The 14545-nt window shown below is 47.0% G+C and carries 13 protein-coding genes; 9 read left to right on the plus strand and 4 right to left on the minus strand.

Translation table 11 applies throughout. The annotated features are described in order from the left end of the window. The first annotated feature begins 109 nt into the window (after positions 1 to 109). The 8 genes from SK3146_RS28770 (at position 110) to SK3146_RS28805 (ending at position 9187) form a co-directional block, all read left to right on the plus strand. On the plus strand, positions 110 to 346 hold the full coding sequence (locus tag SK3146_RS28770; protein WP_249861992.1) for a transposon-encoded TnpW family protein: 237 nt from the start codon (positions 110 to 112) through the stop codon (positions 344 to 346). A 146-nt stretch (positions 347 to 492) separates the two neighbouring features. Further along, entirely contained in the window at positions 493 to 2115 is a 1623-nt protein-coding gene (locus SK3146_RS28775; RefSeq protein ID WP_249861993.1) for a recombinase family protein, read from the plus strand. A gap of 256 nt (positions 2116 to 2371) precedes the next feature. Continuing rightward, a complete protein-coding gene (locus tag SK3146_RS28780) occupies positions 2372 to 2725 on the plus strand; it encodes a hypothetical protein (protein WP_249861994.1) in 354 nt (117 codons plus the stop codon). Between the two features lie 1269 nt (positions 2726 to 3994). After that, entirely contained in the window at positions 3995 to 4744 is a 750-nt protein-coding gene (locus tag SK3146_RS28785; protein WP_249861995.1) for an Ltp family lipoprotein, read from the plus strand. 1384 nt (positions 4745 to 6128) lie between these two features. Further along, positions 6129 to 6617, plus strand: a complete 489-nt coding sequence (locus SK3146_RS28790; protein ID WP_249861996.1) for a reverse transcriptase domain-containing protein — start codon at positions 6129 to 6131, stop codon at positions 6615 to 6617. Positions 6618 to 6680: 63 nt separating this feature from the next. Beyond that, on the plus strand, positions 6681 to 7091 hold the full coding sequence (locus tag SK3146_RS28795; protein ID WP_249866476.1) for a reverse transcriptase domain-containing protein: 411 nt from the start codon (positions 6681 to 6683) through the stop codon (positions 7089 to 7091). A gap of 555 nt (positions 7092 to 7646) precedes the next feature. Further along, the gene (ltrA, locus tag SK3146_RS28800) at positions 7647 to 8870 is read left to right on the plus strand and encodes a group II intron reverse transcriptase/maturase (RefSeq protein WP_249861997.1); all 1224 of its coding nucleotides are present in this window, start codon (positions 7647 to 7649) and stop codon (positions 8868 to 8870) included. A 161-nt stretch (positions 8871 to 9031) separates the two neighbouring features. Next, positions 9032 to 9187 (plus strand): hypothetical protein, encoded by a 156-nt coding sequence (locus tag SK3146_RS28805; protein ID WP_249861998.1) that lies wholly within the window; start codon positions 9032 to 9034, stop codon positions 9185 to 9187. Between the two features lie 359 nt (positions 9188 to 9546). Here the strand turns inward: SK3146_RS28805 and SK3146_RS35370 are convergent, their stop codons facing one another. Further along, positions 9547 to 9819, minus strand: coding sequence for a DUF7352 domain-containing protein (locus tag SK3146_RS35370; protein ID WP_434006830.1), 273 nt, complete (start codon positions 9817 to 9819; stop codon positions 9547 to 9549). 211 nt (positions 9820 to 10030) lie between these two features. On the opposite strand from SK3146_RS35370, the gene SK3146_RS28810 reads away from it, so the two are divergent. After that, the gene (locus tag SK3146_RS28810; protein ID WP_249861999.1) at positions 10031 to 11341 is read left to right on the plus strand and encodes an ABC transporter substrate-binding protein; all 1311 of its coding nucleotides are present in this window, start codon (positions 10031 to 10033) and stop codon (positions 11339 to 11341) included. A gap of 161 nt (positions 11342 to 11502) precedes the next feature. On the opposite strand, the gene SK3146_RS28815 is transcribed toward SK3146_RS28810, so the two are convergent. The 3 genes from SK3146_RS28815 to SK3146_RS28825 form a co-directional block, all read right to left on the minus strand. Then, positions 11503 to 11802, minus strand: a complete 300-nt coding sequence (locus SK3146_RS28815) for a hypothetical protein (protein ID WP_249862000.1) — start codon at positions 11800 to 11802, stop codon at positions 11503 to 11505. 243 nt (positions 11803 to 12045) lie between these two features. After that, on the minus strand, positions 12046 to 13533 hold the full coding sequence (locus SK3146_RS28820) for an IS1182 family transposase (protein WP_249861330.1): 1488 nt from the start codon (positions 13531 to 13533) through the stop codon (positions 12046 to 12048). A gap of 263 nt (positions 13534 to 13796) precedes the next feature. Beyond that, positions 13797 to 14459 (minus strand): phosphatase PAP2 family protein, encoded by a 663-nt coding sequence (locus SK3146_RS28825; protein ID WP_249862001.1) that lies wholly within the window; start codon positions 14457 to 14459, stop codon positions 13797 to 13799. Positions 14460 to 14545 lie beyond the last annotated feature (86 nt).

Below are 14545 nucleotides of genomic sequence, written 5' to 3' on the forward strand. Positions count from 1 at the left end.
TTCCTGATTATTTCGCAGACTGCCCGAATTTACTTGGAAAATGAAACGGATAGTAGAGGGACGAATTTGGCTCTACTCCGTTTTGGATAATCGCATGGGAGGAGTGTAAATGAATGACAGTAGACTGAACCTTCAATCCTTACATCTTTCTGCTCCAACAGGAGCAAATAAAAAGTTGACAGGTTATACCGAACATTTAATAGAAAGCGTGCAAAAACGCGAAGTCCAAATTGGAAAAACCAAGTATATCGTGAAAAGTAGCTATATCGGAAAAGAAACATTCAGTGAAAAAATCAAGCGGCTTGTTCTGAATGCTTGGGAGAACGAGCAGTACCTGGATAAATAACGATACTTGCCGGGAATCTATATGATTCCCTTCTTTTTGTGGCTATAACGCAACACGTTTCGGAGAACACGATTTTGCACATTACTCCATTTTTCAAAAATGCAATATACTGAAATCAGCCGATTGTTGCTGGGAAAGGAAGGGGAATGAAAAAACAGCAGCAGCGAACTCGAACCGCTATCTATCGTCGTCTAAGTCGGGATGATGAACAAAGCGGAGAGAGCATGAGCATTGAAAACCAGGGTAGTTTACTTGAACGCTATGCAAAAGAAAACGGCTTTGAGGTTGTAGATATTTATACGGATGATGGTTGGAGTGGTACCAATTTTGACCGTCCCGACTTTCAAAGAATGAAACGGGATATCGAGAATGGTAAAATAGACATTGTACTGGTCAAAGACTTGAGTCGTTTAGGGCGCAATCAAATTGAAACCAGCTTGTGCATTCAGGTGTTTTTCCCTGAGCATGATGTACGCTTTATTGCCGTCAATGAAAACATAGATACGGCCAAAGGCGAAGATGATTTCATGGAATTGCGCAACTTGTTCAACGAATGGTTCGTCCGCGATACAAGTCGCAAAGTAAGGAATGGCTATCATCTGCGAGCGGTAAAGGGAGAATACACTGGGGCGTACGCTCCTTATGGTTATCGTAAAGATGAGCTTAACAAGCATAAGCTAGTTCCAGACGAGAATACCGCTTCGATTGTGCAGCGAATCTTTCAATTGGCTGTGGAAGGATATAGTCCTTACAAAATCGGCAGATTGCTTCGGGAAGATAAGATTCTGACACCGCGGGCTTACCTAGCGGAGCAGTATCAGCGTTACTTGAAAGTGGTCAATACCAAGCATCCTTATGATTGGGGAGCAACTACAATCAAGAACATTCTTCAGAATAAAGTGTATTTAGGTCATATGGTAAGTCATAAGGCCATGAAGCGATCTTACAAGAGAAAAGGAATGGTTATTTTACCGCAAGAGGAATGGATTGAGGTTCTTAATACACATCAGGCGCTAATTGATGAGGAAACTTTTGCTTTGGCTCAGAAAGTAATCCGTGTGAAAAAGCGTCCAACTAATGAGGGAGAACATCAAATCTTTGCAGGATTGCTGAAATGTTCGACCTGCGGACAAGGATTATCCTTTGCACGGGGCGGCAGTAGCAAATATGATGGCGGCAAAGGCGGTCGCGGCAGCTTCGCTTGTAACCAGGCGCGAACGCGAGGCAAAGATTACTGTAGCTTTCATTATGTCAGTTACGTTGATTTATACGAGATTATATTGTCGGATATCCGGCGTCACGTTCAGACAGTCAAGGATCAAGAAAGCGCCTTTGTGGAGATGCTGACTGAAATGAGTCAAAGCCAGCAGAAGAAGCAGTGGGGAGCTGCAATTAGGGAACAAGACAAGCTCAAAAAGCGGGAAATTGAGTTGCAAACCATTCAGCGAAAGCTTTACGAAGACAACGCTTTAGGAAAGATCAGCGATGAGCAGTACATAGCGTTGTCACGAGATTTCACCTCAGAGCAAGCTCAAATTAAGGAACGACTAAAGCTGTTGGAAGACCAACTAAATCAGGTTAAAGGCAGTCTTGAAAATACAAAACGCTTTTTGGAACTGGTGCAACAGCACACCGACATGAAAGAACTTACGAAGCCGGTTTTAAATGAATTGATAGATAAGGTTGTTGTGTTTAATGCAGAGAAGGTAAACGGCAAGCGTGAGCAACGCATAGATATACATTATCGGTTCGTCGGATTAATTTCGTAAACGACTGGGGTATTACTTAGTTAAAAACAGAATACTCCACTCTCGTTTACTGACCCGACTGGACAAAGACCTCAGTATTATAAAAGTGGTGATTATTACTATTATGTTTCATCAAATAGGGGAATTGATACTTGGAACGCAGCTGCTAGTTTTATTCCAGGTGGTAGTTGGTTATTTAATAAAATTAATGAGAAAGGGTTTAACGTGATACCTCCTGAAGAGTTTAGAAGTGATGAAATTAAAAATTTTCTAACTGTTGGCTAAAAGGGCAGTGAAGACCTTGGGGAAAATAGCGAAGGTTGTTGACGGTGCACTCATTATGGGTGACTGGGCCTATAAAATGTATGATAGTGATTATGATCTTGATATCGTAGTGTATAAGTTAATGCCGCTTTCTTCTTTACGATCCAAAGATAAAGGTACGCTGTTTCAAAAGTACATTTATGCGAAAACAAGGATAAAAGAACTTGTTGATGAAGGGAAAATTAGCTATGATAAAGACCTGATTGACACATTAACTCAAGATATTGCTTCGTACAATATTACATCCAATAAGAAAGACATTCAAAACCTGGTGGATGAAATTGGTAAAATTTTTGGCAACGATTAATTTATGGTGGAGGTATTAATTGAGTGCGATTTTCTTTATCATTTCGGGATGGATATTATTAAATTGTGTATTCTATATTAGAATGAGATACATTTTTACTAAAATGCAAAAAAAAGAAAGCATATTAGCACTTATCGTTGTTAATATTATCGTTCTTTCTTGTTTATTTTTAATTATCAGTTTTAGGTGAAAAGTTCACTATGCAAGACGGGAAGCGTCTGATCTGGTTAATGGTCTTTCGTATGTTTGTTGCGAATATGCTAGACAGTTTGGGGATGGCCAATTCCTTGAGTTAATCAATAACTCTCAAAATGTGATTTTAATAGCCACAATGCGTTTTACCCTTCGCATTGTGGTTTTGTTATTTTATGTTCGACGCACCACCTAAAATATGAAAAATCGCTCGATATGTGTGCGGGGCGCAATCCATCAATTCAGACGAACAGATTTTGTCTTCTGACCGATATGCGTGGGTTAAACCCCTTGCCAACGGTGAAGGGAACGGTCAGAAGCTATTCTGTTTCGGCAGGTTTGTAAATGGCTTATCATGCTAAAAGTTGGAAGTTGGCTACCCTCGTTTGCGCAAAAATAGAGTAGCTGCCGCTACTCGTAACATTACTTCAAAGCTCTTTTGAGCATTTCCTCCAATTCCTTCCTCTTCTCTTCTTGGGTCATGGACTCAATTGGCTAGTATTCACCATTAAAATTATAGTCCGCTGGGTTTCGTGAAGTCCCGTTTTTGGGAACGTATTCACCCTTTGAATTATAATCTGTAGGATCTTTGGATGGTGCTTTAGGGTTCTTTTCAAGCTGCTCTCGCGTATATGTTGCGGGTTTATTTGTTGATTGAGGCTTAGTTAACTCGTATTGTCTATCAGCTAATGGTTGAAACTTGAGAAGCATACTATTTTTTCACTCATTGAAAGTAGAGAATCAACTGGTTTTAGCTGATTCAGATAGTTAACCAAATGAATGTAATCATGCTGGCGGAGCAGACCAGACCAGACGCTGACGACGGGAAGCTGCCACGGCAGCGGAGCAGCTTTCCGGTAGGATCTGACAGACTCAGGGATGAGATCCGGAAAGGCCAGCAGGAGACGAGCGCTCAGTTGGGCGAGATCCTCTCTCGCGTCGAGACATACGGCTAGCAGCGGCGCGGCCTGTTTGGGAGGCTGTTCGGCAAATGACGGATGACAAATAGCGATATGCTGTTATATTATGGTTTCAGTATTGAAAAACTCTCACATTGTAAAGGGGTACATAATAATCATGGAGCAACAGCAACAAACAGCGCCAGCAGGGAAGCCAATCAAGCCAAAGAAGCCACTTTTAAAGCGTTTTTGGTTTTGGGTGGCCGTGATCGTCGTCGTCATCATTTGGACAGCTAACTCGGGCGGCAAGGATCAGCCGCAGCAAGCAGCAGCACCACAGCAGCAAGCAGCAACACCACAACAGCAAACGGCAGCACCACAACAGCCAGCAGCAGACACGACTAGCCAGAAGGCGGAGGAGCCGAAGAAAGAGGAACCGAGGAAAGCAGAGCCTCCGAAGGTGGAGGATAATGTTCCCTCAGAATATAAGTCTGCTTTGAAAAAAGCTGAATCCTATGCAAAATCAATGAGCATGTCAAAGAATGGCGTTTATGATCAATTAACATCGTCGTTTGGGGAAAAATTTTCCGCAGAGGCTGCTGAGTATGCAATGAGTAAACTTGAATTTGACTGGAAAGAAAACGCGTTGAAAAAGGCTGAATCCTATTCTAAATCTATGCACATGTCGAAAAAAGGTATTTATGATCAACTTACTTCGGAACACGGGGAAAAATTCACTAAAGAGGAAGCGCAGTATGCCGTTGACAATATTAAAGCCGATTTCAATGCAAACGCCTTGGAAAAAGCAAAAAATTACCAGAAATCAATGAGTATGTCGCCGGAAGCAATAAGGGATCAACTTACTTCGGAATACGGAGAAAACTTTACGGCAGCGGAAGCCGATTACGCTATTAAAAATTTAAAATAAATCAATCCCTAAGGTCGGGTGGAGACGCTCGGCTTTTTTTGCGTTCTCGCTTTGGTTTTCTAAGAGTCCGTTATTCAATAGCGGTTATCCCGATTATCCACGATATCCGACGATGAAAAGATTTAAGCCCCCATTGCCGGGGGTTTTTACGTTTATGGCGTGCCCAGCTAAGCACGCATCTTCTAGCCGGTGAAAGTCCGGTCGCGGGAGGGACCCAACTCCCGCATAGCTAGGATACCTGCATATGACGAAATTTGTACATAGAAGCGTATCGACGATAGTTTTGTCAGAGATAAGGCGAGCAACATACCAGGCCGTAACATAAAGTGAATCCTGCCGTGCCGTAAAAAAGGCCTCGCAAGAGGGAAGAGAGGAATCGGAATATCGCCTAAATGGGTGAAGGCCACGGAAGCTAATCGAAACTTGGAGCGACAGCAAAGAACCCTCCGGCGTATGGGGAGCGGCATGGTATGAAAGAGGATGCAGTGAACTGGGGAGATCCTCCCCTGCACGGAAATTTTTTTTGAACCGTAATGAGACGATCTATAAGCCAAAAGGCAAAGTGAGCCATCTGCAGAAAGGGAGTCCGAGGGGCTTATAGTGCGTGCGTGGCAGCACGATCATCAGGTTGGTTAAAAGTCCCGCTGAGTCCCGGACTAGGGGACTCGTATCCAAACTCGGGAGTAACGTCTCGGGGGCCGGCAAAGTTTTTTTGCCGGAGGGCAGGGCGTCTGCCGCGAGACAGAGTCTGAAGGGCTTGAGGAGAAGTACCAGGCCGTAGTGAAACGGGGCTACCCGAATTGCGAACCGGTCGGCCAAAGATGGGGCAAGGTCGAGTCTGCACTATGGAGACGAAGGCGTTCTAGTCCACCCATCGCACCAAGGTGTGTGCGGACGGCATGGTACGGAAGATGACGATGTGACCCACGGAGATCTCGTCGTGTCTGAAACAAATGCACTTGTAGGGCGAGTGGTTAAACAAAGTCGAAGCGGTCGCGCCGCGCCCGCCGCTTCTAAAGAATGCGCGGCAGTTTCAGTAACGGATGCTATAAGGAAACCCCGAAATGCATACCGGACGCATGGCGAGAAGTCGAAGAGCTGCGTAATACTTCAGAACGGACGAACAACAGAAACGTCCGGATCAGCCGCCAAGGTGCGGTTGGCCTTTGCTCACTCAAAAGGTGACGCAGAAGGGGGAAGGCGGCTCGCTTTATGGAGACCGGAACTGGAATGAGTTTCGCGAGTAGGCGGCAAGGAACGGAAAAGTTCCCTATGTGAAAGACCCAGAACTTGCAGCGGAGGACACGAGACGCATGAAAGCAGAAGGCACAGGACGAAAAGTTCAATCGTTAATTGACAAGGTGTATCACCGAACATCTTGGAAATGGCATGGGAATCGGTGAGAGCAAACGGAGGCAGCGGAGGCATCGACAAGGTCTCCATCCCGGTATTCCAAGCTGCGGCCGAGGCGGAACTGGAACGATTGTACGAGGAATTGAAGCAGGGTACGTACCGACCAATGCCGGTCAGACGGACACACATTCCCAAGAAGGGAAAGCCCAAGGAGAAACGTCCGCTGGACATACCGGCCATACGGGACAGGGTGTGCCAACAGGCATTGAAAAACAGGTTGGAACCGATCCGTGAATCCTTGTTCAGCGAATGCAGCTTCGGGTACCGGTCGGGTCGCTCGACCCATCAAGCGTTGCGGAAAATCTATCGCGAACTGATGGACGGATGTGAATGGGTTGTTGACGCGGACTTGCGGGAAACGTTGGCTGACATTGAAAAACAAGGAGATCATCGTTTCCTGCATGAATGCCGTCGATTCCTGAAAGAAGGCGACTATCACCCACAGCCTGTCCGGCGGTAATACATCCCGAAGAAAGACGGAAAACAAAGACCACTTGGGATTCCTACCGTTCGAGACCGTGTCATACAGATGGCAACAAAACTAGTTATGGAACCGATCTTTGAAGCGGACTTTCAGGAGTCTTCATTCGGATTCCGTCCGAAACGAAGTGCGAAGGGAGCGCTTGACCGTATTCGAAAAGCATGCAACCGCAAAGGGAATTGGGTGGTCGACGTCGACATCCAAGGCTACTTCGACAACATCAACCAAGAAAAACTCATGAAGCTGGTGGAAATGCGAGTCAGCGACAGGCGTTTCCTGAAACGGGTACGGAAGTGGTTAAAGGCGGGAGGGATGGAGGAAGGAAGGGTAAGGCGATCGGATTTAGGAACGCCGCAGGGCGGGGTTATCTCTCCGCTCTTGGCGAACATCTATCTAAATTACTTCGACATCCTATGGGAGAGGTACAGCAGCGGGATTGGAGAACTGACGTGATACGCGGATGACTGTGCGCCACGAATGCACAGCGCTTAGTTAAGCGCAAAAGCAATGCTGAACAAAAGATGAAGGCGGGCCCTTCGGAGCCGCTGTACAGGCGGAGGCTTCAAACCACCTTAAGCTGCTGCGGTCAAAAGCCGTGGTGGTGAGCGTTAAGGAAAAGGCAGAGCTAGACTCTATCAGGTGAGTGTTACGGAGACGAACACAAGTCAATGGCTGATAAAGTGTCGAAAGCGTAGGAACGTCATCAAAACCAGGAGGGAGTCGTTGGCCTGAGATAAGTCTGGAGGAAACCTGTTTACTGTCCAGATGGTGACCGGCATGAAGGCGGCGTGAACGTAACACAGGCTTTTGTTCGGAACGTGGGAACCTACGACTCCGATGTGAATGGAAAAATCCAAGCGGAAACCCCGCAAGGATGAAAGTACAGATGCGGGGTATAGGGGCGGAATAGCCAGTAGTAGCAATGAACCCACTGAAAAGGTGGCGGAGCCAAGGGGCTACGTTATTCAGTTTTGAAAATGCGTCAACCGCGAAAGTGGGAGGAACAAAATGGACAAAATAAAGCCGTATGAAATTTCGAGGCACATCGTTTGGGAAGCCTATGAACTTGTCAAAACGAACAAAGGTGCGGCCGGAGTCGACGAAGAGTCGATTCAGAAGTTCGAAGCCAATCTGAAAGACAACCTCTATAAAATATGGAACCGAATGTCCTCGGGGAGTTACTTTCCTCCACCAGTCAAAGCGGTAGAAATACCGAAGAAGAATGGCGGCGTCAGGATATTAGGAATGCCAACCGTGTCAGATCGCATCGCGCAAATGACAGCTAAACTATACTTTGAGCCCATGGTAGAACCCATTTTCCATCCTGACTCTTACGGGTACAGACCGGGGAAATCCGCTATTGATGCCGTTCGAGTGACAAGAACCCGATGCTGGCGATATGACTGGGTACTGGAGTTTGACATTAAAGGTCTATTTGACAACATCGATCACGAACTGCTCATGAAAGCAGTGAAGAAGCATACGGATTTCCCGTGGGTCATTCTCTACATCGAAAGATGGCTAAAGGCCCCGTTCCAAATGAAGAATGCAGACATTGTAGAACGAACTTCCGGCACACCGCAAGGCGGGGTCATCAGTCCAGTACTTGCAAATCTGTTCATGCATTACACCTTTGATAAGTGGATGGGAATCGAACATCCCCAGAATACGTGGGCAAGATACGCGGATGATGCAGTGATCCACTGCCAAACGAAAGAAGAAGCTGAACAACTGCTAAAGAAACTCAAAGAGCGGTTCGCACAATGCAAACTCGAATTACATCCGGAGAAAACTCGGATTGTCTACTGCAAAGATGATGACCGTAATGGAGACCATCTTGAGATCAAGTTTGATCTCTTGGGATATACCTTTCGGCCAAGAAGATCGAAGAACCGGCATGGAAAATTCTTTATTAACTTCACACCAGCGGTAAGCAACAAAGCGTGTAAAGCGATGAGGCAGACGATAAGAGGTTGGCGAATGCATCTGAAACCAGACATTACAATCCATGATCTGTCTCGGATGTTCAATGCATCTATTAGAGGATGGCTCAACTACTACGGGCACTTTTACAAGTCGCAACTATACCCGGTCTTCCGTCATATGAATCAAGCACTTATCCAGTGGGCTAGAAGGAAATACAAGAAGCTAGCAAGGCATAAAATTCGTGCAATTCGATGGATGGGTAGACTGCGAAGAATCTTCCTAAACTGTTTGCACATTGGCAGTTAGGTGTACTGCCTGCGGCTGAATAATGGGAGCCGGATGAGCCGAGAGGTTCACGTCCGGTTCTGAGAGGGCCTAAGGGTGCGATTTCCTCGGGCTACTTACCTCGTAATCGTGTGTAAGAGAAGGAAAGACGCAGATCGTGCGAAGAGCTAATACGAGCGATCATGGAGCGACTGGAACTCACGTTACATCCAACGAAAACTCGTATCGTCGGCCTCTGGACTGGAGATGAAGGTTTTGACTTCCTGGGCCTGCACCATCGCAAGACGAAAGCGGGAACTTCGAAGGGAAAAGTGTACTACACCACGCAGCAGTGCTAACCCGAAAAGCGGAAGAACACATTCGGGAAGTGGTAAAGGAAAGATTGGCGCCATCAAGCATGCGGCATAAGTCATTCCTGGAACACATGGAATGGCTGAACCCCAAAATTCAGGGCTGTCGGAACTATTACGATACGGCCTACAGCCAATTGAAGATGGCGAAGCTGATTGTAATCTGCATGCACATGAATGACGAGCATCGGAAAGCCGTATGAGGGAAACCTCACGTACGGTTTGATGAGGAGGGGCTGGGCACCGCCCTGCCTTTCACTCTAGAGGTCAATTTCATGTTTAAACCGTTTTCTTTGAAATCAATGGCTCTAGTTGGCTTTTCGGAATTTATGGTGGAATTGCACAATTCAATTGTAGTGGAATACGAGACTACCGCTCTGGAGCAACACAGAATCAAGGAATTCGTAATCTGAGATATTTACTTCAATGTCATGCACTGTTCCGTATACCAAAATGTTGTATGTTTCTCTGATTTCCTCATCAGGATTAACTAATGCATAAAGTACGACTTCATTTCTTTGTTCCTTTACCGAAAGAATTTGCGAACCCAAAGGAAGTTCAAGTCCGCAATACGTCCAATAAAATAAACTTACACAGAGTAGACTTATACTGAAATACAAACCTACATTTTATGCATTAAAGGATAATTAAAGCGATAAAATCAAGAAATGGATAAATAATGATCGAATTGCCCAATGAATTTTTAAAAAATATAGGATATGCTTTATGTTATGTGGTGATGCCGGAGTGCATTTATCGTTTATCACAACATTTGAAACCGCTTACCAAAAGTTTTCATTTAGGCAATGAAATCATTAGGAGGGGAAAAAGATGAAGTGGATGAGAACGGTATCTTCCGTTATACTGGTTGCGGTGCTTGCCGGTTGCAGCCAAGGAACGGACACAAAGGACAGCACGGAGAATGTTCCAACGAAAAATGAAATAACCAGCGAACCGATAACGCTTACTCTGTACCAGCACGCGGCGATCAGCAATGAGGAAATCGACAAATTTATCGTTAAGCCTGTGCAAAAAAAGTATCCGAATATTTCGTTTAATATTGTACGTAAAGGGACAGGCACCAATCCGGAGGATTTGGTGGCTGCGGGCATCGTTCCGGATCTGATCTATACGACGGACGCTAATACTCCGCTTTGGCGAGAGCTAGATGTGCCCGAGGATCTGAGCGCGCTGATTAAGAGCAACAACTTCGATTTGAGCCGTTTTGACTCTAATGCGATCGACGCGGTTAAAGTTTACAGCGGTGGAAAAGGCGCCATATACGCGCTGCCGGTTGCGCAGAACATCGCAGCTCTTCTCTATAATAAAGATATTTTCGATAAATTCGCTGTCCCGTATCCGAAGGACGGAATGAACTGGGACGAGATCATCCAGTTGGCCCGCAAGGTCACCAAAACGGAAAACGGGGTCCGGTACATTGGGCTCAGTCCCGATACGGTTTCCCGCTTAGGTTACGGACTTTCCTTACCGTACGTTGATCCGGCTACGAACAAAGCGGCAATTAATAACGATAATTGGAAAAAAGTGCTCACCACGATGAAAGAGATGATCGACATCCCGGGATTTCTCGGAGAGGATAAGAAGATCACCTACGGCAGCAGTGATTTCTTTAAGAACGGGAATATCGCCATGCTGACCGCCTGGGTTCCCGATATGATAGCGAGCACGGACCCGAGTATCGCGGATAAAATTCCATGGGATTTCGTCTCTCTTCCCAACTATCCGGAAGCCATCGGCACAGGACGCATCATTACCCCGCATACGATCATGCTGAATAAGCAAAGCAAATATAAGAATGAAGCTTTTCAAGTGATGTCGATCTTTACTTCCGATGAAGTGCAAGCGGAGCTGAGCAAAAGCGGAAAAATTTCCGCTTTAGCCAAAACGGATTTTCAAACACAGTATGGCGCAAATGTGCCTTATCTTCAAGGAAAAAACATCAGCGGAATATTTAAGTCAAAAACACGCCCGATAAACGATCCCCTCACGGAATATGACGCTTTAGTTCGTTCGGCGCTCGATGCTGCGGCCAAAGAATTGGCAGCGGGGAAAGATGTTAATACGGCCTTGCGGGAAGCCGAGGAGAAGGCGAATAAAGCGATTGAGGAAAAAGCGAAATAAATCTCCTACGAAAAAGTCCATGTCTGTTATGGACTTTTTTGGGTTTGTAAATAATTGTATAAGAACCCATCCAGTTCACGGCCCCTGGTTCGCGTATACGGAACGGGGGCCGTTTAGCGCGGTATGCCGTAGACATCGCCTTTTCATTTCATAAGCCCTGCTTATATCCCAAACCGCTCCATCTGCTCCCAGAGCCGTTCTTGATACAAGATCTCCTTCTGCTTCGCGCCGATCAGGTCATAGTGAGGAAACTCGGCCCGGTAATGGATGTAATCCGGGTTCAAGCCGTGCTCGGCGCACCAGCTCCGCAGCCGCTCCAGATCGGAGCAGCCGACTTTGGTCACCGTCTTGATCCCCGGAAACCGCGGCTCGTACCAGTAATGCGTCAAATATGCGATTTCTCCCCGCGCGACCTTCTCCTTCCAAGCGTTAAGCTCGCGCCTTGCTATTCCGAAAGCCATCGTGAATCCCCCTTGCCGTTTGCGTATAAAATAATCTGCCGCGGAGTGCGGCCTTCCGTTCTTTTTTCACCGGGGAAGAACCCTCTATCGACCGCAGAACATGATGACGAAATCACCGCATTTCTAGGAGTCTGTCCGACGGAGTTACTTTTGTAGGTCCCTTCGGAGTAAGACTCGGTTTTCAAATGATTTTTCATCACGATTTGAGTATAATCACTGTGTCTTTCTTTGCCTTTGTGGGAGTTACGCCGCTTTTTTACGTTTTTGGGCAGACCTCTCCCGTTTATACACCGTGGATGGTTTGGGATATCTGGCAGAATGAAGCTTTCTTAAATTATAGCTTAAAGCCAAAAGGACGAACTCACCCTCAACCTTATCTTCGCCACGGAGGTGAAACTGACGAAAGCCCTGACATTCTTTCATTTGCCCCCACGCGGGTTCCACGATGGCTTTACGTAACCGGTAAATGTCTTTACCGGCATCGCTTTGCACTTTGGTTCTCATGGCTTCTCGGATCGGATCGCCTTCATTGCGTTTGACCCTTCGTTTACCGGATCCGGACTTAACGCAGTCCTTTTGAAACGGGCAGGTCAGGCAGGCATCGCTCATATACACCCATTGAGTCGCTTTTTGAGGATCCTTTTCATAGTATGTGTACTTGTGGATCAGCGTTTGTCCCGCTGGGCACACATAGGTATCCGTTTCCGGGATATACGTAAAGTTGGTTTTATCGTACGGATTCCCGTGCTGCTTGTTTTCACGGGTTGCCGCGATGTAGGCGTCGGTCTCGGCCTTCGTCGCCGCCTGAATGTTGTCCGCACTAAAGTACCCTGCGTCCGCACTCACTTTCTCGGGCACCTTTCCCGTTATGTTGCGGATGGAACCGAGCACCGGCTGGAATTGGTGTTGGTCGCTGCTGCTAGGGTTCATCTGCAGTCCGACGATGAATCCCTGATCCGCATCTACGGCAATTTGCGGATTATATCCTTGGATGACGCCTTGGGTTTTCGTATCCATGATTTGGGAATCTGGATCGGTAAAGTTGAATTGATCTTTGTCCGGTGTCTTCGATTCCTCTACCGGTTTGCGAGTTTCCAACTGTCTGAGCGCCTCTCTGATTTTTTCAAGTCGGGATTGGCGATTGGTCACCGATTCCGGCAACAGCGAAAGGGGCTCTTCGTTCTCTTGGTCGTCTATCTGGCCGGCTTGCTCGAGAGCTTCGCGGATTTCCTTTTCCAGACGCTCGATTTCCTGGTTCATCCGATCTCGCGACATCGACTTATGCTTCGATGCATGGGCTTTCAGCTTCGAACCATCGATGCTGACATGACCGAGGGACACGTACCCTAGCTGTATGGCGATGTGTACCACTTGTTTGAAAAGTCCCGGTAATGATTCGAGGTGATCCTTTCGAAAATCGCTGAGCGTACGGAAATCCGGTCGATGGCCGCCACATAGCCAACGAAAAGGAATATTTTCATCCATAGCCTGACGAAGGGTCCGGGAGGTGAACACACCCGTAGCATAGCCATAGAACCATAACTTCAAAAGCATGGCGGGGTGATAGGCTTCTTCTCCGCGATGGGAATACCGATTTGTCATGACCGTGAGATCCAACTGATCCACGATGTCGCTAACAAGCCGCACTAAATGATCTTCAGGGATCCAATCGCTCAAATACATCGGAAACAATTCACCTTGTTCCGTGGAGTAAGATTTAAATTTTGCCATAAACCACACACCCTTTTTTACCAGATAAACAGATTACAGTTAAGTTTCGCGACGAAACTATGCTTTTCCTGTTTCGTCGGACAGACTCCTAGAAGGGTGGTGAAAAAGTCCGCTGCGGCGTCCATTTGATCCTCCAATCGCTGTTGAAAACGGATTCTTTGGATTGTTTTTTCGTTTTTCTATGGAGAGAATCCGTGTTCAAAGGCGAACGCTTACGCTTTTCCAGATTCAAATGACCCCTCCGCTCTTTTTTCACCAGGCTTCTAGAGGCGCGCAGGGACCCTCTCGAAACCGGGGCCGGAATAACGCCGGTAGACTCCGATCGCGAAGGCGAGCCAACAGCCGCTGGCCATAAAGCCAGCCGCTACGTCGCTCGGATAATGCACGCCCAAATAAATCCGGCTGATGCCGACCATGACGATCATGAACGCGCCGAAGAGCAGAAGCAGAATCCGTACCGGCAATGAAGGCACATGCCTCCAGACGAGGAAGAGGAATACGCCGTACAAGCTGAACGCCGCCATCGAGTGGCCGCTGGGAAAGCTGTATCCCGCCGCCTCCGCCAGCCGGTATAATGCCGGACGCTCCCTGTGAAATAGAAGCTTCAGCAGCTCGTTAAGCAGCCAGGAACCGCCGGGTACGGCAAAGAAGAAGAGCAGCTCGCGGCGCAAACCGCAGCATATATATAGAACGACGGCAAGCAGACAGGCCAATAGCCCCGCGGGCAGACCCGCCCCGATAAAAGTAAATGATTGCATAATGCGGGTTAACGGCGCTGATTCCATCCCTTGAATGGCAGAGATGAGTGCGGAATCGAAGCCGTCCGTATGGCTCGTACCGACGAGCGCAGCGATGATGCCGAATCCCGCCGCGCAGAACAGAGCGGTAAGAAGAAGCGATGGGAATGGGCGATAGGACGGTTTCAAAAGGTTTTGAGCCTCCTTGTTGATGGATGTGCGATAAACGGCTTATCTCCATTATGCATGAAGAAGAGCGGATTCGCCAAATTCAT

This window comes from Paenibacillus konkukensis, from assembly GCF_023523925.1.
GTDB lineage: Bacteria > Bacillota > Bacilli > Paenibacillales > NBRC-103111 > Paenibacillus_S > Paenibacillus_S doosanensis.